The sequence below is a fragment of the Bacteroides sp. 14(A) genome (genome assembly GCF_000526555.1).
Lineage (GTDB): Bacteria > Bacteroidota > Bacteroidia > Bacteroidales > Bacteroidaceae > Bacteroides > Bacteroides cellulosilyticus.
Genome location: NZ_JAGH01000004.1, coordinates 596,565 through 616,593 on the forward strand (window position 1 = coordinate 596,565; position 20,029 = coordinate 616,593).

At 43.7% G+C, this 20,029-nt stretch carries 14 protein-coding genes; 10 read left to right on the top strand and 4 right to left on the bottom strand.

The window, feature by feature from the left end:
* Positions 1 to 45: 45 nt before the first annotated feature.
* The 5 genes from K429_RS0121450 to ccsA are packed head-to-tail and all read left to right on the top strand — an operon-like array spanning position 46 to position 6,703.
* Entirely contained in the window at positions 46 to 1,479 is a 1,434-nt protein-coding gene (locus K429_RS0121450; protein WP_007212213.1) for a di-heme oxidoredictase family protein, read from the top strand.
* 45 nt (positions 1,480 to 1,524) lie between these two features.
* Complete coding sequence (locus K429_RS0121455) at positions 1,525 to 2,736, top strand: porin (RefSeq protein WP_007212214.1); 1,212 nt, start codon at positions 1,525 to 1,527, stop codon at positions 2,734 to 2,736.
* A gap of 18 nt (positions 2,737 to 2,754) precedes the next feature.
* Positions 2,755 to 3,489: a hypothetical protein gene (locus K429_RS0121460; protein WP_007212215.1), complete on the top strand. Its 735-nt coding sequence runs from the start codon at positions 2,755 to 2,757 to the stop codon at positions 3,487 to 3,489.
* Between the two features lie 12 nt (positions 3,490 to 3,501).
* Positions 3,502 to 4,656 (top strand): Rid family hydrolase, encoded by a 1,155-nt coding sequence (locus K429_RS0121465; protein ID WP_029327987.1) that lies wholly within the window; start codon positions 3,502 to 3,504, stop codon positions 4,654 to 4,656.
* On the top strand, positions 4,643 to 6,703 hold the full coding sequence (gene ccsA, locus K429_RS0121470; protein ID WP_044097035.1) for a cytochrome c biogenesis protein CcsA: 2,061 nt from the start codon (positions 4,643 to 4,645) through the stop codon (positions 6,701 to 6,703). The genes K429_RS0121465 and ccsA overlap by 14 nt, the downstream gene beginning before the upstream one ends.
* A gap of 94 nt (positions 6,704 to 6,797) precedes the next feature.
* Here the strand turns inward: ccsA and K429_RS0121475 are convergent, their stop codons facing one another.
* Together K429_RS0121475 and fldA are read right to left on the bottom strand one after the other, a co-directional pair.
* Positions 6,798 to 7,151 (bottom strand): DUF2023 family protein, encoded by a 354-nt coding sequence (locus K429_RS0121475; protein WP_029327989.1) that lies wholly within the window; start codon positions 7,149 to 7,151, stop codon positions 6,798 to 6,800.
* A gap of 22 nt (positions 7,152 to 7,173) precedes the next feature.
* Positions 7,174 to 7,680, bottom strand: a complete 507-nt coding sequence (fldA, locus tag K429_RS0121480) for a flavodoxin (protein ID WP_007212219.1) — start codon at positions 7,678 to 7,680, stop codon at positions 7,174 to 7,176.
* A gap of 190 nt (positions 7,681 to 7,870) precedes the next feature.
* On the opposite strand from fldA, the gene K429_RS0121485 reads away from it, so the two are divergent.
* Positions 7,871 to 8,116 (top strand): hypothetical protein, encoded by a 246-nt coding sequence (locus tag K429_RS0121485; protein WP_022210577.1) that lies wholly within the window; start codon positions 7,871 to 7,873, stop codon positions 8,114 to 8,116.
* Positions 8,116 to 8,460, top strand: a complete 345-nt coding sequence (locus tag K429_RS0121490) for a type II toxin-antitoxin system RelE/ParE family toxin (protein ID WP_029327990.1) — start codon at positions 8,116 to 8,118, stop codon at positions 8,458 to 8,460. The genes K429_RS0121485 and K429_RS0121490 overlap by 1 nt, the downstream gene beginning before the upstream one ends.
* Here the strand turns inward: K429_RS0121490 and K429_RS0121495 are convergent, their stop codons facing one another.
* Together K429_RS0121495 and K429_RS0121500 are read right to left on the bottom strand one after the other, a co-directional pair.
* Positions 8,461 to 9,663, bottom strand: a complete 1,203-nt coding sequence (locus K429_RS0121495) for an MFS transporter (RefSeq protein WP_022210579.1) — start codon at positions 9,661 to 9,663, stop codon at positions 8,461 to 8,463. It lies immediately after the preceding gene.
* A gap of 51 nt (positions 9,664 to 9,714) precedes the next feature.
* The gene (locus tag K429_RS0121500; protein WP_029327991.1) at positions 9,715 to 12,135 is read right to left on the bottom strand and encodes an ATP-binding protein; all 2,421 of its coding nucleotides are present in this window, start codon (positions 12,133 to 12,135) and stop codon (positions 9,715 to 9,717) included.
* A 247-nt stretch (positions 12,136 to 12,382) separates the two neighbouring features.
* On the opposite strand from K429_RS0121500, the gene K429_RS0121505 reads away from it, so the two are divergent.
* The 3 genes from K429_RS0121505 (at position 12,383) to K429_RS0121515 (ending at position 20,017) form a co-directional block, all read left to right on the top strand.
* Positions 12,383 to 15,670, top strand: coding sequence for a glycosyl hydrolase (locus tag K429_RS0121505; RefSeq protein ID WP_029327992.1), 3,288 nt, complete (start codon positions 12,383 to 12,385; stop codon positions 15,668 to 15,670).
* A 573-nt stretch (positions 15,671 to 16,243) separates the two neighbouring features.
* The gene (locus K429_RS0121510; RefSeq protein ID WP_029327993.1) at positions 16,244 to 17,677 is read left to right on the top strand and encodes a sialate O-acetylesterase; all 1,434 of its coding nucleotides are present in this window, start codon (positions 16,244 to 16,246) and stop codon (positions 17,675 to 17,677) included.
* Positions 17,678 to 17,689: 12 nt separating this feature from the next.
* Positions 17,690 to 20,017 carry a DUF5703 domain-containing protein gene (locus K429_RS0121515; RefSeq protein ID WP_029327995.1) on the top strand — a complete coding sequence of 776 codons (2,328 nt, stop codon included), beginning with the start codon at positions 17,690 to 17,692 and terminating at the stop codon, positions 20,015 to 20,017.
* The last annotated feature ends 12 nt before the right edge of the window (positions 20,018 to 20,029 follow it).

Consider the following 20,029-nt stretch of genomic DNA (forward strand, 5'->3'; position numbering starts at 1 on the left):
AGATAAATGTTAGTTACGTATTTTGCAATAATAATTCAATAACGAATGAATGGCTTATTAAAATACTCATTTCCAATCTGTTTTTCGCTTCTGGCATTGTTCGCTTGCGAAAATGATGGAATTGATGTGGATGATATAGAAGTACCTGCCGGCTTTGCCCTCTCTGCCGGTACTGCTACCAACTTCCTGACTTCCTCTTATGCTTATGACAGGTCTGCTGACTGGATAACAGGGGCATACGATAAACGTTTCACCCGTGGTGACAAATTGTATGATGATATCCGCACCAGTAGTAATGGAATAGGTGGAGGACTGGGACCGGTTTATGCCGGTTATTCTTGTGGTAGCTGTCACCGAAATGCCGGACGTACGCAACCTACTTTGTGGAGCGAAGGTGGTTCCGGTAGCTCCGGTTTTTCGTCTATGTTGGTTTATATTAGTCGTAAGAATGGGGCTTTCTTTCAGGATTATGGACGTGTGCTTCATGATCAGGCTATTTATGGTGTGAAGCCCGAGGGAAAACTGAAAGTGGAATATACCTATGAGACTTTCCAATTCCCTGATGGTGAGACGTATGAACTCTGCAAACCCAATTATTCTATTTATGAATGGTATGCGGACAGCATCAAACCCGAAGACCTGTTCTGTACGGTGCGTATTCCTTTGCGCCACGTAGGTATGGGACAAATGATGGCGCTCGATCCTACTGAAATTGAAGCTTTGGCTGCTAAAAGCAATTATCCGGAATATGGTATCAGTGGCCGTTGCAATTACATCTCCGAGAGAGGAGTGAGAAGTTTAGGCTTGTCCGGTAATAAAGCACAGCATGCCGACCTGACAGTGGAACTTGGTTTCTCCAGCGATATGGGAGTTACGAACAGCCGCTATCCCGAAGAAATCTGTGAAGGACAGGCACAAGTAAATCAAGGCAGTATGATGGGACTTTCTTATGCCCAATTGGATGTATCTACAGAAGAGATGGAGAATGTAGACCTCTACATGCAGAGCCTTAGTGTTCCGGCACGTCGCAATGTGAATAATGAACAAGTGATCAAGGGTGAGCAGAATTTTTATAAGGCGAAGTGCCATCTCTGTCATGTAACCACCTTGCACACAAAACCACGTGGGTCTGTACTGTTGAACGGAACTCGTCTTCCCTGGCTGGGTAGTCAGACAATTCATCCATACTCGGACTTCCTGCTTCATGACATGGGCTCTGAAATTATGGGCGTAGGACTGAATGACAACTATGTAAGCGGTTTGGCCCGTGGCAACGAATGGCGTACGACTCCGCTTTGGGGTATCGGATTGCAGGAAACTGTGAATGGTCATACTTACTTCCTGCATGATGGGCGCGCTCGTAACTATGTTGAGGCTATCATGTGGCACGGGGGTGAAGGTGAAGCATCGAAGAATCTCTTCAAAAAGATGAGTAAAGAAGATCGTGATGCTTTGATCGCATTCCTGAAATCATTATAAAACAAATAACGAACAATAAAACCAATAAGTATTATATAAGCAATTATGAAGAAATTAATTTTAATGGTTGTAATGGCTGCCCTTTCGTTGGCTGCTATGGCACAGCATGAAGAAGATACAGAAAACGGTGTAGTGTCACTTGCCGGAAGAGAGGGATTTACGATAGAAACCAAGAAGGGAGACTTTGTATTCAAGCCCTACCTGTTGGTACAGACTTGTGCAAATTTCAATTGGTATGATGATGAAGGTTTGGATAAAGCGTACAATCAGGATAATGTAGCTAATTCCGGTTTCTCAATTCCCTATGCTGTATTAGGCTTCACCGGTAAAGCTTTTGGTAAAGTAGCCTTTAATCTTTCTATCAATGCGGCTGCCAGTGGGGGAGCATTGCTTCAACAAGCATGGTTCGATGTACAACTTAAAAAACAGTTTGCCGTGCGTGTCGGTAAATTCAAAACACCTTTCTCGCATGCTTATCTGACGACGTTGGGTGAAACATTGTTGCCGCAGTTGCCGGTATCATTGACTTCTGCCGTCATTCTACCTTATTCTTTGAATGCGGTAACGCCTAACATCGGTACCGGTTTTGACCTCGGTGTTGAAATTCACGGATTGGTAGCTGATAAATTTGGCTATGAAGTAGGTTTATTCAATGGCACCGGTTCTTCTGTAAATACAGCTACAAAAACTTTGAGTGATGATTGGCATATCCCTTCTTTACTGTATGCGGGACGCTTTACTTATATGCCTAAAGGTGTGATGCCGTCCACTCAAGGTAATCCCAACCGTTTGAATGAAGATAAGATCATGTTCGGTGTATCGGCTTCAATCAATGTGGAAAGTGAGAATGAAAGTACCAATGATACCCGTGTGGGAGTGGAATTTGCCATGTTAAAGAACAAACTATATCTGGGTGCTGAAGCATATTATATGAATGTAGGTTTCACGGATCGCCAGAAGATCAATGAAAGCTACAATTATTTGGGTGGTTATGTACAGGGCGGCTACTTTGTTGCTCCCCGTTTGCAGGCTGCCTTGCGTTATGACTTCTTTAACCGTAACGGTACCGGCGATGACGGATTTTTGAATATGCCGGCTGTGGGTATGAATTATTTCTTTAAGGGTTGTAACCTGAAACTCCAAGCTATGTACCAGTATATTGCCCGTACAGGTCACGATACACAGCTCGACCGCGATAATGATAATTTAGGTCTGGCCACTCATTCTGCAACAGTAATGCTGCAATATACTTTCTAAAAAACAAAGAGAGTCGTTATGAAGAAATGTATATTATTCTTTGCCGCTATCTGGATGACACTCTGCTTCTGTTCATGTGATGATGGAAGAATCTATGAGAAGGAGGTCAATATACAGCGTGGTGGACGTGCTATGAAGTTGACAGGTCGTTTCAGTGGCATCAGCAATTGGACGGATGATTATAGTGTCGTAGTGGCAGGCTTCAATGATAAAAGTGAATACGCCGTTATAACGAAATCACTACCAGTCAATGTAGCCGACGGAACAGATATCGTTATGACACTGGGAGGTATCAGTGATGATGTGAAATCACTCAAATTGTGTGTTATCAGTCGTTTGCGCGAATGCATTGTTGAATTTAAGACGATGGAAGACGAAGAACTCACAGCCGTCACAGATACTATATTAATGGATGTGGGAACACTGGACGTGGGTATGTTCAGTTCTATCCAGTCACAGGTTTTCGATAAAAGATGTGTAGCGTGCCATGGGCAGACCGGTTCTGCATCGGGTAATTTATTTCTGACGGAGGGTAAGAGCTATCATGCGTTGGTCAACCAGCCGGCGCATAAGAATAGTGATATACTATTGGTGAAACCCGGCAGTGCAGAAGAGAGTTTTCTACATCTGGTCTTGAACAGGGCTGGTGATACGAGTATGAACCATACCGATATGCTGTCAGAAGATGAGCAACCCTTATTGAAACTGATAGATAATTGGATAAACGAAGGTATTTTTTTGAATAACGAGTAAACGATATTGAAAATGAACAACAAAAAACAACAAACCAACCAATCAGAGAATACATTAACCAAGATTTTTAAATATGAAGTAAAAGAAGGCGTTTCAGAGTTTCATGTAATGATTCACTCTACCCGGCCGGAAGACACTTATGAAGAACAATTAAATGCAGTGGCCAATGCCTACAACGATTTGCTTGCAGGTGAATTGAAAGGTGCCATGGCTGTGTTTAAACGTTATTTTCTGAGTGATACCGCCAATCAGGCTGACCTCCTGCTGGCTATCACTACCGAAAGTTCCGACTGTGCTCTTTCCGTGGTAGAGCAGCCCCCTTTGGATGGGACGAAAATAGCTTTGTGGGCTTATTTACAGACCGATATACAGACACAAGTGCTGCACAACGGACTGTTTGAAGTAAAACACAATGCGTATCGCCACCTGTGGGGAGGCAGTGCTTTCAATCGTGCTGCTAATTCTGAATACCAGACCCGTTTGTTGCTGAATGACTACGTGATGCAGCTTATGGAACAAGGATGTAAATTGGCGGATAACTGTATCCGTACCTGGTTCTTCGTACAGAATGTGGATGTGAATTATGCCGGTGTGGTAAAGGCACGTAATGAGGTGTTTGTTACTCAGAATCTGACGGAAAAAACACACTATATTGCCAGTACAGGTATCGGCGGACGTCATGCTGATCCTAAAGTATTGGTGCAAATGGATACCTATGCTGTGGCAGGCTTAAAGCCGGAACAGATACACTTTCTTTATGCTCCTACGCATCTGAATCCTACTTATGAGTATGGTGTCAGCTTTGAACGCGGAACGTATGTCGATTACGGTGACCGGCGTCAAGTGTTTATTTCTGGTACGGCAAGTATCAACAATAAAGGGGAAGTGGTATACCCCGGCGACATCCGCAGGCAGACGGAACGGATGTGGGAAAATGTAGAAGCCTTGCTGAAAGAGGCTGAGTGTACATTTGATGACTTGGGACACATGATTGTTTACCTGCGTGACATTGCAGACTATGCAGTTGTGAAGAGTATGTATGACAAGCGTTTCCCGGATACTCCAAAAGTATTTGTACATGCGCCTGTATGCCGTCCCGGATGGTTGATCGAAATGGAATGTATGGGAGTTAAGGCTTTGAAGAATAAGGAATATGCACCTTTTTAATTTGAAGAAAAGTCTCGTCTTCTTATATATCTGTCTGGTGGCTTTGCTCGCTGCGGTGACCTTTGTGGAGCATGTACATGGAACAGAGTTTGTAGAAAAGTATGTTTATCATACAGTTTGGTTTTGTTGTTTGTGGGGAGTACTTGCCGCATTGGCAGTTGCCGTGTTGGTTAAGCGGCAGTTGTGGCGGCGTCTCCCGACATTGTTGTTGCATGGCTCCTTCCTCGTTATCTTGGTGGGAGCCATGATTACATTTTCATACAGCAAAAAAGGATATATGCATCTCACAGTAGGTACTGAGGTGGGAACTTTCATAGACCAAGACAGTAAGCGGGTAATCGAACTACCGTTCACCCTATGTTTAGACAGTTTTCGGGTGGAGTATTATCCGGGGACGGATGCTCCGGCAGATTACGTTAGCTATATTCGGGATGCGGAACCTGTTTCCATGAATCGTATCCTCTCTCGTCAGGGGTATCGCTTTTACCAGTCTTCTTTTGATGATGATAAAGAGGGGAGTTGGTTGTCGGTGAATTATGATCCGTGGGGAATAGGGATTACGTATGCAGGATATATTTTGCTGGGTATCTCCATGTTGTGGATGCTTGTCGGTCGCAGTGGGGAATTCCGTAGATTGCTCAGGCATCCGTTGCTTCGAAAAGGGGGAATGTTTGTGTGGTTGCTCATGGTTACGGGAGCGGCGATGCAAGCTGAAAACAGAAGTCTTCCGGCACTTGCACTCAGACAGGCGGATAGCCTGGCATCCAAACAAGTGATTTATCATGATCGCGTAGTACCTTTTAATACCCTTGCACGAGACTTTGTATTGAAACTGACCGGGAAATCTTCTTATGGTGGCATGACACCCGAACAGGTTGTCGGAGGTTGGTTACTTCGTCCGGAGGTTTGGCAGAATGAACCGATGATTTATATAAAGAGTGCGGAACTTCGTCATTTACTCCGATTGCCTTCTTCCTATGCTTGTCTTACTGATTTGTTTGATGGACAAAACTATCGCTTGCAGGAATTTTGGAAAGGAGGACAAAAGCCACACATGAAAATGACTTCGTTGGAAAAGGCTATCATGGAAACGGATGAAAAGGTAGGATTGATACTGATGTTACGGAGTGGAACACTTATCCGTCCTTTACCGGAAGATGGGAGTATAAAACCACTGTCTGACGTAAAGGTGCAGGCTGAAATATTGTACAATCGCATTCCATTCAGCAAACTGTTGTTCATGTTCAATTTGACTGTAGGGATGTTGGCATTTTTCTATCTGCTTTATTGCAGCATGCATCGTTCGGCAGGTAAGGCATGGAGCGTTTTTACAGTTGCACTTTATGCGGCATTCCTTTTTCAACTCTTTGGCTACTGTTTGCGGTGGTATATTGGCGGGCGTATTCCGTTGAGTAATGGATATGAAACCATGCAGTTTATGGCACTGTGTACACTTTTGCTTGCATGCATGTTCCGGCGTCGCTTCTCTTTTACATTGCCTTTTGGACTGCTTATTTCGGGTTTTGCTTTGTTGGTAGCTTATCTTGGGCAGAACAATCCTCAGATCACTCCTTTGATGCCTGTGTTGCTGTCTCCTTGGTTAAGTATCCATGTTTCTCTGATTATGGTATCTTATGCATTGTTTGCCTTTATGATGCTAAATGGATTACTGGCATTCTGCATAGGAGGCTGGCGAAAAAAGACAATCGATTCGGAGATTCAGGAACAGCGTAAGGTTCGTGTGGAGCAATTGATGCTTTTCAGTCGGTTGATGCTCTATCCGGCAGTATTTTGTCTGGGGGCGGGAATTTTTATTGGTGCTGTGTGGGCAAATGTTTCATGGGGGCGTTATTGGGCCTGGGACCCGAAAGAAGTCTGGGCTTTGATCACCTTTTTAATCTATGGTGCGGCATTCCACGGACAATCGCTTGCCGTCTTCCGGCAACCCCGGTTCTTCCATGCTTATATGGTGTTGGCTTTCCTTACGGTGCTGATGACTTACTTCGGAGTAAATTATCTACTGGGCGGTATGCATAGCTATGCCTGATTATCTTTCTATTTTCGGATGATATAATAAAAATGCCTACGGAATCCGCAGGCATTTTTTACAAAAACAACTAACTAAACACATGCAAAGTTAATCAAGCGCACCGGACTTTTCTTTCACAGTACCGTTCGCATTGCGCACATATATCATAACCTAACATTGCCCCGAGTATGAAATCTTCTTCGGGAGACAGCTTGTTCAGTGGCTGCCTTACCAAAAGACGGATTGCTTTGATGCATTCCTTGCGTCCAAAGAAAAGATTGATCCTACCGTTTCCTACCGGCTGGATAACATAGCTTATCTTTTGGTCTGTCAGGCGTTTCACGGCAAAAGCTTCATACTTCTTGTTTGTAGTATAAAGTACCATCTGGCGTACTCCTTTCTTAAATTCGTAGATGTGGTTCAGGAATACTTTCAATTCTACCGGGTTAATGTCAGATATTGTCATAAGGCTATGGAATAAGAGAAAATTATGCCAAGTGATTTTTTATGTCGCTCACCCAAGCGTCGATACGTTCTTCCGTCTTATCACTTTCGTTGATGTCATCAAGAGCGAGTCCGACAAACATACCGTCGATGACGGCAATAGAGGAGGAGAAAGAATAATCTTTTGCAGATACCTTACCAACGATGGTACAACCGGAATCCTTGATATCTTCGTATATGATACCCATGCCATCGCAGAATGTATCGCAATAAGACTCAGCATCACCACAACCGAACAGGGCAATTGTTTTTTCTTTCAGGTCTGATTCTTTCAACACTTTAACGCCATCATACCAGTCATCCTGCAATTCACCGTCACCCCAGGTGGAAGTTCCTAAAAGAAGAACTTCGTATTCTTTTACCATGTCGGCATTCATTTTGCTGACATCGATTACATCAGATGCGGGAACACCAAGTTTAGAAGCGATTGTTTCGGCAATGCCTTGTGTAGTTCCGGTTGAGGAACCATAAAATATTCCTATTTTCTTCATACTATAAAATGGTTTAATTTGTACGGTTGCAAAGTAACGGCATCAGAGGGGTTTATGAAATACCCACAAATAATGAAATGTTTCTTTGTAGCTAACCACTTATAGGTATGACTGAAAACAAATGATAATCCATTAAGAAATATAGAAGTTTTATCTATCTTTGCTGATGGATACTAAAAATAAATCGATTATGAACACTTTAGAATTGGAAGCTTATAAAGCGGCATTAGCCAGAGAAGTGTTGAACATCAATAACCAAGAGGTGCTCGATACAATAAAAGATATTATACAGAGAAGTGGAAATCTGACCAATGCTCCTTATCAGATAGGTGTCAAAGAGGCCCGAAAACAGTTGCAGGACTCCGAAAAGCGCTTTGATGAAGGGGAATACGTGAGTGAAGAGGAAATGGAAGAGTTTTATAATGCACTGCAATAATGAAAATACAATACGACATTGAAGCACGACGACAAATCGGTGAGATTTTCAAATATGGAAAAGTGAAATTTGGTACTCAGATTGCTCTGAAATATAAAGAGAAGCTCAGAGAAAAAATAAATACTTTAAAACAGAATCCCTTAATTGGCAATATTGAGTGGATGCTGACTGATGAAGAGCATGAATACAGATTTCTTTTAGTGAAACCTTACAAGATAATATACTCCGTAAAGGGAGATATTATAAGAATTCATCTTTTCTGGCATATTCACCGTAATCCTGATATTTTAAAAGATTATCCGATAGGAGTCTGTGAAGAAGCACCTCCTTATGGAAATATATAATTATTTACGGTTTTTCTTCAAATCAGGCAAAAACCAGGTAACCAATCCGAGTAACGGCATATAAGCGCAGACATTATAAACAGCTTCGATGCCGAACTTATCCGCCATATTTCCCAATACAGCCGAGGCAATACCTGCCACTCCGAAAGCAAATCCGAAGAATAATCCGGAGATCAGTCCCAGTTTACTGGGTAATAATTCCTGCGCATATAACAGTATGGCGGGGAAAGCAGATGAAAGAATCAGGCCGACACAGAAACTCATAATAATTGTGGCAAGCAAGCCGACATGAGGCATCAGCATACTGAAAGGTGCAGCACCGAGGATGGAACCCCAGATGACGTACTTTCTTCCGATACGATCTCCGATAGGACCACCCATCAGTGTTCCGATGGCTGTAGCCACAAGAAACACAAAGAGATAAAGCTGGGAGTCCTGCACACTTACTCCGAATTTATCAATCAGATAGAAGGTGTAATAGCTGCTTAAACTTGCCATATAAATATATTTGGAGAAGATAAGTATCAGCAGGATAGAAATGGAAAGAACCGTTTTCCCCATAGGCAAAGGCATCTGCATATGAGGTTGCAGGGCAATATGATCACGTTTCATCCGGGTAATGTATCCTTTGTACCATTTGCCGACAGGTATCATTACCATGATTGCTATCACTGATAAAATTGCGAATAATGCGATGTTGTGCCTACCATAAGGTGCTACAATTAAAGCTACCAGTAACGGACCCAATGATCCTCCCAGGTTTCCACCCACCTGAAACAGGGATTGTGCCAATCCTCTTCTGCCTCCGGAGGCGAGCGAAGTGATGCGGGATGCTTCCGGGTGAAGTACGGAAGAACCTATACCTATGATGAACACTGAGAATAATACCCAATAAAGATTCGTGGAAAAGGCCAGATTCAACATCCCCGTCATAGTGAACAACATACCCATCGGTAGTGTCCAGGCAAACGGGCGCTTATCAAAAAATAATCCGAATACGGGTTGGAATACCGATGCGGACATCTGATAAACCAGCGTAATCAATCCGATTTGTGCAAAACTCAATGTCAAGTCCTCTTTGAAAAGCGGATATGTGGCGGTTATGACGGATTGCAATAAGTCGTTCAGACAATGGGAAATACTTAATGCGATCAATATCGGATAAGCTATCGAGCTTACCGGGCGTTGTGTATTCTGTTGCATGATGGTTGCGTCTCTAATGTAAATCGGGCGCAAAGGTACAAAATAAAATGATTAATACGGATGAGTAAACCAAAAGCATGAACCTTCTCCTTCGGTTGATTCCACTCCGATTTTTCCTCCCATCTGAGATACTAAACTTTTGCAGATGGAAAGTCCGAGACCGGTACCCTGTACAAAGGTATTGAGTTTCACAAACCGTTCGAATATGCTATCAATTTTCTCTTTGGGAATCCCGAAACCTGTATCACGTACATAGAATTTTATTTCGTGAGGTGCCGTCTGTTCATATCCTAAAGCGATAGTGCCTTGTTTCGTAAACTTCAATGCATTGTTTATGAAATTGGTTATGACCTGCATGAATCGGTTCTTGTCTGTATAAATATGGCAATCGGGCATATACTTCTCAAAGACCAGATCCACAGTTTCCGGCACTTTCATCTCCATCGATTTGATGATTTTCATGCAGCTTTCGTTTACATCCAGGTCGGAACGTACGAAGTCGAATGTTCCGGACTCTATCTTCGAAAGATCGAGAATATCAGAAACCAGTTGCAGAAGCAATTCATTATTTGTTTCTACTATTTTGATATATTCCTGGCGTTCTTCCCTGTCGTCTGTTTCTGCCAGCAGACTGGAAAAACCAACGATAGAATTGAGCGGAGTACGTATTTCATGACTCATATTGGCAAGGAAAGCAGATTTCAAGCGGTCCAGTTCTTCGGCTTTGTCACGGGCAATGATCAGCTTCTGTTCTGTCTCTTTCAAGGGAGTGATATCATAGTTGATACACAGCATTTCAATAACTCCATCCTGAGGACGATAATCCCTGACCATTACGTTTATACTGGTCCACGAATATTTTCCGTTACCTCTGTTGATGCGTACTTCTTTACTTAAACTAGTGGCTTTCCCTTCTTTAACCTGACCTACAAATTGTTTCAGAACAGCGCAATCTTCCGGGTGAACATGAGAATACACTCCGATAACCTGAGGCATGGGAGTGTTTTCTTTTTCACCCAAATTCCTGTACCATGTATTCTGGGCATACCCGTCTCTTGTCATTATATTAAAATGAGCAAACCCTACTTTGGCATAGTCACCTATTAAGAGGAACAGATGCTCAAACTCTTGTATTTTGGTGTATGCACTGGTGGTTTCTGTTGTATCTATATTGATAAACAGGTAATTGCTGAATTGATTCTGCGAATCGTAAAGCAGAGCCACTTTGGTTTGAAGATTGATAACATCTTTTCTTCGACTTGTGACGTATCGGTCGATTTTAGAAAAGTCATAATTAATAGAGAAGTCCACATTCTCTTTGGCATGTAATTTTTCTTTCACGTCTTCGGGAATATTGGGATTCTCAAACAGTGATACCCCCAGTGCTTCTTTCATATCCGCCAAGCCGAATATTTCAAGTTCTTTATCATTCATATCTACCAGATACCCGTCTTTGTCATAGAGCTCGATACCTACCGGCAGATTCTTATAAATATTACGAAGAATTTTCTCACTGTGATCCAATGCGCGGCGATCCTCTTTAGCCTGAAGTTCCGCTTTACGTAATTGGAGGCAAATGCTGATGATGTTTCCTAAAGAAGAAAACCATTGATGGTCGATGTTACTCCAGCTGCGGTGTGTTCTGACCATATCGATGCCCATATATCCCCATACCTTATCTTTCGATAGGAGAGGGACTACCATTACCGATTTAATGTCTTGCACCTCCAAGGTATCACGGTAAACTTTTGCTTCAGGAGGCATATCATCCAATGTATTCAGAATGATTGATCTCTTTTCTGAGATTTGGCGATCCCACCAGAGAGAATCATCCCAAGGTACATCTTGCAGGAAATCCAGTTCCTGGGATATTCCTTCGGCTGTTGCTTCGTAAATGCAACTTTGTATTTTATGTTCCCGGTCTATTTCGAATATATAGGTACGGTCTCCTTTGGTTTGTTTGAGGAGATCTGCCAATATTTTATTGATGATCTGTGTAATATCATCCGATTGCAGAAAAGCGAGTAATGAATAAGAAAGGCTGTTTTGTTGATAAAGCAGGCTGTTTACCTGGAGAGAGTCTGCATTTTCACTCGTTTCTCCGGTCTGCTTGTCTATACATTGCAGATATCCTATCATATTTTTGTACCCCTCTTCATCCGGTTGTTTGAAGCTGATTTTAGAATAGACCCATATATCCCCATCTTTTGCCCGGATGGGGAACATCTGCTCATAGGTTTCTATGTTTGTGAGCGAAAAGTATTCATTCCTGAGTCGCCTCCGATGATCCTCCCGTATTCTTTCATGAAAATCTTCGAAACTGATCCGGTCGCTTTCAAGTCCGAGTAAGTCAATTATAAAGTCTGAACAAATATATTGGCGATTCTTCAGGTCCGATTCCCACCAACCCATTTTAGCCATTTGCGCAATCTGGCGATATTTCTCACAGTCAATATTTGGCTTCTCTTTCATATATCTTTTTGCTCCTGTTTTCTATCCTTTATTAAAATCTCAGTGGGCAAATATAGAGATAACTTTTATATTTTGAGGAATTTGTTGTCAAAAGAATGTTATTGCTTGCAGTATGGTACTTATAAAGGGCTTTGGGGGAATCGTTGAAGGAAGGAGGAGGATGAGTACAAAATAGGCGGTTTTTCGTCTTTGGGGTATGGTTATGAATTAATAAACCCCTTACTTATATAAATAATTTAAGATAAGAATGAAAACTCAGTTTAAATTCCGAATATTCATAGCATCCTTACTGTTGTGGATCGTTGCCAACCCTACCTCCGCTCAACAGATACGTTCACTTCACGAACAATTTCTTCATCCTTCAGAAGAGGCAAAACCCTGGACGTTCTGGTATTGGATGTATGGTGCCGTATCAAAAGAAGGGATTACTGCCGATTTGGAGGCTATGAAGCAAGCTGGGCTGGGAGGTACGTATCTGATGCCGATTAAGGGAATTAATGAAGGAGCGCAATATAATGGAAAAGCACAACAATTGACACCTGAATGGTGGGAGATGGTGCGTTTCAGTATGGAAGAAGCCAATCGTTTGGGATTAAAGTTGGGTATGCATATCTGTGATGGTTTTGCATTAGCCGGTGGCCCTTGGATCAGTCCGGAGGAATCTATGCAGAAGGTGGTATGGAGTGACACAATCGTTGAGGGGGGTAAACATAAGGCGCTCCGTCTGCCACAGCCCGAGGCCTATGAAGGTTTTTATGAAGATATCTCTCTGTTTGCTTTGCCCATAAAGGAAGTACCGGATGAGATGCCGGCCCGAATAACATGTGTCAATATAGCTATGGAAGAGCATGCTGATTCTCCCAAAGCGGTGAATATGGATGCTGTCGGTGTTATCCGTTCTTCATATCCTTGTTATATCCAGTATGAATACGAGCGTCCTTTTACCTGTCGTAACGTTGAAGTGATTCTGAGTGGTAATAACTATCAGGCGCATCGACTGAAAGTGATGGCAAGTGATGACGGAGTGAATTTTCATTTGGTGAAACAGTTGGTACCTGCCCGTCAGGGATGGCAGAATACGGATGAGAATTCAACGCATGCCATTCCTGCAACTATCGCTCGCTATTTCCGCTTCTATTGGACTCCTGAAGGGAGTGAGCCGGGAAGTGAGGATATGGATGCAGCCAAGTGGAAACCTAATTTGAAGATAAAGCAGTTGCGACTGCACCGGGAAGCCCGGTTGAATCAGTGGGAAGGGAAAGCTGGACTGGTATGGCGTGTTGCCTCGGCTACGAAAGAAGCGGAAGTCGGAAAGAAAGATTGCTATTCTCTTTCACAGATTATCAATCTGACCGATCAATGTAAAGCGGGTATATTGACAACTACTCTTCCCAAGGGAAAATGGAAATTATTGCGTATGGGGCATACTGCCACCGGACATACCAATGCCACTGCCGGAGGGGGAAAGGGGTTGGAATGTGATAAGTTCAGTGCGAAAACAGTGCGTAAACAGTTCGACAACTGGTTTGCACAGGCATTTCTAAAGACAGATTCAGACGTTGCACGCTGTGTATTGAAGTACATGCATGTGGATAGCTGGGAATGTGGCAGTCAGAATTGGAGTGATACGTTTGTAGCTGAATTCCGGAAACGTCGCGGATACGACCTGATGCCTTATTTACCGTTACTGGCGGGTATTCCGATGGAAAGTGTAGAACGGAGTGAAGAGATTCTGAGGGATGTTCGTACTACTATATCCGAGCTTGTTGTTGATGTCTTTTATAAAGTATTGGCGGATTGTGCTAAAGAATATGATTGTCAGTTCTCGGCAGAATGTGTAGCTCCCACGATGGTGAGCGATGGGTTGTTGCATTACCAAATGGTGGACCTTCCCATGGGAGAATTCTGGCTGAACAGTCCTACCCATGACAAACTGAATGATATGCTGGATGCTGTCAGTGGGGCACATATTTATGGAAAGAGTATTATCCAGGCAGAAGGATTTACGGAGGTGCGCGGTACATGGGATGAACATCCCGGAATGTTGAAGGCGTTGCTCGACCGGAATTATGCATTGGGGATTAACCGCCTTTTTTATCATGTGTATGTCCACAATCCATGGCTGGATCGCAAACCCGGTATGACATTGGATGGCATCGGCCTTTTCTTTCAGAGAGATCAGACCTGGTGGAATAAAGGGGCAAAGGCACTTTCTGATTATGCCACACGTTGTCAAGCATTGCTACAGTATGGACATCCGGTAGTAGATATTGCCGTTTTCACAGGAGAAGAGATTCCAAGGCGTGCAGTACTGCCGGACCGATTGGTTCCTTCTCTTCCGGGTATTTTCGGGGCGGAGCGTGTGGAAAGTGAGCGTATTCGTCGGACGAATGAAGGACAACCTTTGCGTGTGCGTCCTGTGGGCGTTACGCATTCTGCCAATATGGTTGATCCGGAGAAATGGGTGAATCCGCTTCGTGGTTATGCTTATGATAGTTTCAACAAGGATGCATTGCTCCGGTTGGCGAAAGTGGAAGATGGCAGGATGACATTGCCGGGTGGAGTCAGTTATAAAGTGTTGGTCGTACCGCTTCCTCGACCGATGAATCCGGAACAGGCAGAGTTGTCTCCTGAAGTAGAGAAGAAGATTAATGAATTGAAGAAAGCGGGCATATTGATTCCTGACCTTCCTTATACCGGAGATGACTTCTCGGCATACGGATTGGAACGTGATCTGATTGTGCCGGAAGATGTTGCTTGGACGCATCGTCGGGGAGAACAGGGGGATATTTATTTTATTGCTAACCAACGGGAAGAGACACGTACTTTCACTGCAAGTATGCGTATCTACGGCAGAAAGCCCGAATGTTGGAATCCATTGACAGGAGAAATAGACTTCCGGCCTTCGTATGAACAGAAGAATAATCGAACGGAAGTTACACTGACGTTGGCGCCGAATGAATCCGTATTCATCGTATATCCGACAGAAAAGAACTGTTTCGGTGATGAGAAGAGTTTACAGAAGCAACAGAAGGAGGGGAGTTATTCTGCGAAAGAGTTTTCGGAGGTTGCAGTAGAATTGGGAGAGTATACAGTGAATTTCATAACTAATGGCAGGACCGTAAATCGGAAAGAACTTTTCGATTGGAGCCGGGAGCAGGATGAGAAGATCCGGTACTATTCGGGAACAGCCGTCTACAGGACTGCATTCCATTGGAAAGACAAACCGGAAACAACTGTTTATCTGAATTTGGGAAAGGTCTGCAACCTGGCAACTGTCCGCGTGAATGGTGTGGACTGTGGAACAATCTGGACTGCTCCTTACCGGACTAATATTACGGCAGCTTTAAAGGAGGGTACAAATGAACTCGAAATAGAGGTGACCAATACTTGGGCGAATGCTCTCAAAGGAGCTGATGAAGGAAAAGCACCATTCAGCGGAATCTGGACGAATGCCAAATATAGGAGACAGGAAAAAACACTGCTTCCGGCGGGACTGCTGGGACCGGTTTCATTCCTTTCTGTAGGGTTATGAATTAATTCACCACAGAGTAACACTGAGTTTCACAGAGTTTAATCAATTTGAAATCAAAAGAATAGAACTCCGTGAAACTCTGTGTTACTCTGTGGTGAAAACTCATTACCTTTCCCGATATGAGTTATATAGGAGTGATGCAAAGAGCATAACTGTCTGTGTGGCAATGCACTTGCTGTTCCACTAATGTCAGTCGTAGTGGAACACGAGTTCAGTCCTAGTGGGAAGTGGCTTCAGTCCTAGTGGGAAGTACCTTCAGTCCTAATGGGAACTATCTTCAGTCGTAGTGGGAAAAGAGCTTATCACTGATGGATTCTAAGCTAAAGTAAATAACGGACTATAAACAACAAGTATCTTTCTGTATGTTAGCGTTAAGCTAATATCTGATAGTTTTTTGATACACAGTTCGGATACTTGCCACTGGTAGCTCGTTGTTTGGGCGGGCTTTGCCCGCTAAATTTTCATTTTATTGAGTACAAACTTCCCTCTTTTCCGTCTTCTCTTTACGGAATCCGGTTCTTCTCTTTTTGGGATGCTTATCCTGAACTCTGTGAGAACCCTAAATATACAACGATGAAAAACTTAATAGCTACAGCAGGCACTACACTTGCTCTTTTTCTATTTGCAGTTTGCCTGTCAACTCATGCAGAAGTGCACCTGCCTGCCATCTTCTCGGATGGCATGGTTATGCAGCAACAGACCCATGCCAATCTCTGGGGGACGGCAACTCCCAATAAGAAAGTAACCGTCCGCACTAGCTGGGATGGAAAACTGTATGCAGCAACAACGGATAAACAAGGTGCATGGAAACTAGCCGTTTCCACTCCCGAAGCAGGCGGACCTTATACTGTTACTTTTGATGATGGAACTCCGAAAGTTCTGAGCAATATTCTGATAGGGGAATTATGGCTTTGCTCCGGTCAAAGCAATATGGAGATGCCTATGAAAGGCTTTAAAAACCAGCCTGTAGAGAACGCTAATATGGATATTCTCCGTAGCAGGAACCCTAAGATAAGACTATTCACAGTGAAACGTACCTCTACGTTCACTCCGCAAAATGATGTGACAGGCTCTTGGAAAGAGGCAAGTCCGGCTACAGTGCGTGATTTCAGTGCGACAGCCTATTACTTCGGGCGGTTGGTAAATGAAATATTGGATGTTCCGGTAGGCTTGATAGTGGCTGCCTGGGGTGGTTCGGCTTGCGAAGCTTGGATGACTGCCGACTGGCTGAAAGCTTTTCCGGATGCAAAGATACCCCGGTCGGAGACAGATATCAAATCAAAGAACCGTACTCCAACCGTACTGTATAATGGTATGTTGCACCCATTGATCGGACTGACCATGAAAGGAGTCATCTGGTATCAGGGTGAGGATAACTGGAATCGTGCCCATACCTATGCGGATATGTTTACGACACTCATTAACGGATGGCGTACCGAATGGAAACAAGGTGATTTTCCTTTTTATTACTGCCAGATAGCTCCATACGATTATGGAATTATCACGGAACGTGGAAAAGAAGTAATCAATACAGCCTATCTCCGCGAAGCACAGGCGCAAGTAGAGCACCGTGTACCCAATACCGGTATGGCCGTACTGCTGGATGCAGGGATGGAAAAAGGCATTCATCCTGCCCGTAAGCAAGTTGCCGGTGAGCGATTGGCACTTCTTGCCCTGACAAAGACTTACGGGATAGAAGGAGTAAACGGTGAAAGCCCTTATTATAAAAGCATTGAAATAAAGAATGACACGGTCATTGTGAGTTTCGAACGTGCTGGCATGTGGATTAGTGGCAAGAACTGTTTTGAATCGAAGAATTTTGAGGTAGCGGGTGAAGACAAAGTATTCTATCCGGCTAAAGCATGGATCGAACGCAGCAAGATGCTTGTAAAAAGTGAGATGGTACCACATCCTGTTGCTGTGCGATATGGTTTTGTGAATTATGTGGAAGGAGATGTCTATTGTGACGGTTTGCCGTTAGGTTCTTTCCGTTCGGATGACTGGTGATGCGTGTGAAATATGAAAAGAATTTATCTGATTATAATCCTGATTCTTGTTGGCGTGTCGGCTCTTTGGAGCCAGCATGCCAATGTTGTTTGGAATACCCCCAGTCGTAATTCTTCCGAATCAATGCCGTGTGGAGGTGGAGATATCGGTATGAATGTGTGGGTAGAAGAGGGTGATGTATTGTTTTATCTGAGTCGCAGCGGTACTTTTGATGAGAATAATTGTCTGCTGAAACAGGGGCGTTTTCGTATCCGCCTGTCTCCCAATCCTTTTAAAGAAACAAAAGAGTTCCGGCAGGAATTAATGCTTAATGACGGATTCGTAGAGATTTCGGCAGAAGGTACACGAATTCAAATTTGGGCGGATGTATTCCATCCCGTAGTTCATGTAGAGATTGTCAATGCCCGTCCCTTGCAGGCAGAAATCTTTTATGAGAATTGGAGATACCGGGACCGGCCGATCCGGAAAGGAGAGGGGCAACAATGCTCTTACAAATGGGCTCCTCCCCAGGGAGCAGTAACAAGTGCCGACACTATCCGTCCCCTCCCAAACTCTCAATTCTCCACTCTTAATTCTCCACTTATTACGTTTTATCACCGTAATCCGGAAGAGACCGTTTTTGATGTAGCAGTATCCCAGCAAGGTATGGATACAGTCAAATCCCGGTTGATGAATCCTTTAAAGAACCTGACGTTCGGAGGATGCCTGTCAGGTGAGAATCTGGAATATGCCGGAATCTCAGATGCGGTATATGCCGGAACTGATTATCGGGCCTGGAAGTTTCGTTCATCGAAAGTATCCCGAAAACAACACTTTTTCGTTGTACTGCATACAGATCAGACGGAGACAGAAGAACAGTGGATACAAGACTTACAAGTCGGCCTGAGGAGAATAATGCCACATGGAAAGGTTTCTATGAAAGTGCTTTCGCAAGATAAGAAACAAACCCGCCAATGGTGGAACGCTTTCTGGCAACGTAGTTTCATTGTGGCAGAAGGAGAGGCTGGGGAGATAACCCGGAATTATACTCTTTTCCGCTATATGCTAGGCTGTAATGCTTATGGCAATGTTCCTACCAAGTTCAATGGTGGCTTGTTCACCTTTGATCCTTCACATATAGATCCGAAACAGGCATTTACTCCTGATTATCGGAAATGGGGAGGTGGCACAATGACTGCACAGAATCAACGTCTGGTATATTGGCCGATGTTGAAAAGCGGTGATTCTGACATGATGCCTGCCCAGTTTGATTTCTATAACCGGATGTTGAAGAATGCCGAATTGCGCAGCCGTGTGTATTGGCAACACGGGGGAGCCTGTTTCTGCGAACAGATAGAGAATTTCGGTTTACCCAATCCTGCCGAATATGGTTTTAAACGCCCGGAAGGGTTCGATAAAGGACTGGAATACAACGCATGGTTGGAATACGAATGGGATACCGCACTCGAATTCTGCCAAATGATACTTGAGACGAATAATTATACCGATGCGGATATCACTTCCTATTTGCCTTTGATTGAAAGTTCATTGACTTTCTTTGATGAGCATTATCGTATGCTTGCTTCCCGTCGTGGACGGAAGGAGTTGGATGGAGAAGGACACCTGATTCTCTTTCCGGGTTCTGCCTGTGAAACCTATAAAATGACTAATAATGCCAGCAGCACTATTGCCGCATTGCGGACCGTGCTGGAAACTTACGGACGGAAGAACGAAATGCTGGAAGTAATCCCACCGATACCATTGCGTTATATCGAAGTAAAGGATTCTGCGAATTCCATAACTATGCCGGTGCTGAAACAAACGATTGCCCCTGCTAAGAGTTGGGAGCGTATTAATAATGTGGAGACTCCGCAACTCTATCCCGTATTTCCGTGGCGTGTTTACGGCATTGGCAAAGAAAAGTTGGAGGTTGCCCGCAACACTTATTTCTATGATCCCGAAGCGGTTAATTTTCGTTCGCATATCGGATGGAAACAAGATAATATCTGGGCTGCATGTTTAGGATTGACTGAAGAATCCCGACGGCTTAATCTGGCTAAATTATCCAACGGCCCGCATCGCTTTCCGGCTTTCTGGGGCCCCGGCTATGACTGGACGCCTGATCACAACTGGGGAGGAAGCGGCATGATAGGGCTTCAGGAGATGCTGTTGCAGACAAACGGAGAACTGATACTCCTGTTTCCGGCTTGGCCTCTAGAATGGAATGTGCACTTCAAACTTCATGCACCCGGTAAAACAACAGTAGAGGCTACTTTGAAAGAGGGTAAAGTGACAGATTTAAAAGTGTCACCGGAAAGTAGGAAGAAGGATGTGGTGATAATGATTCAAGAGACAAAATGATGATATCAAACT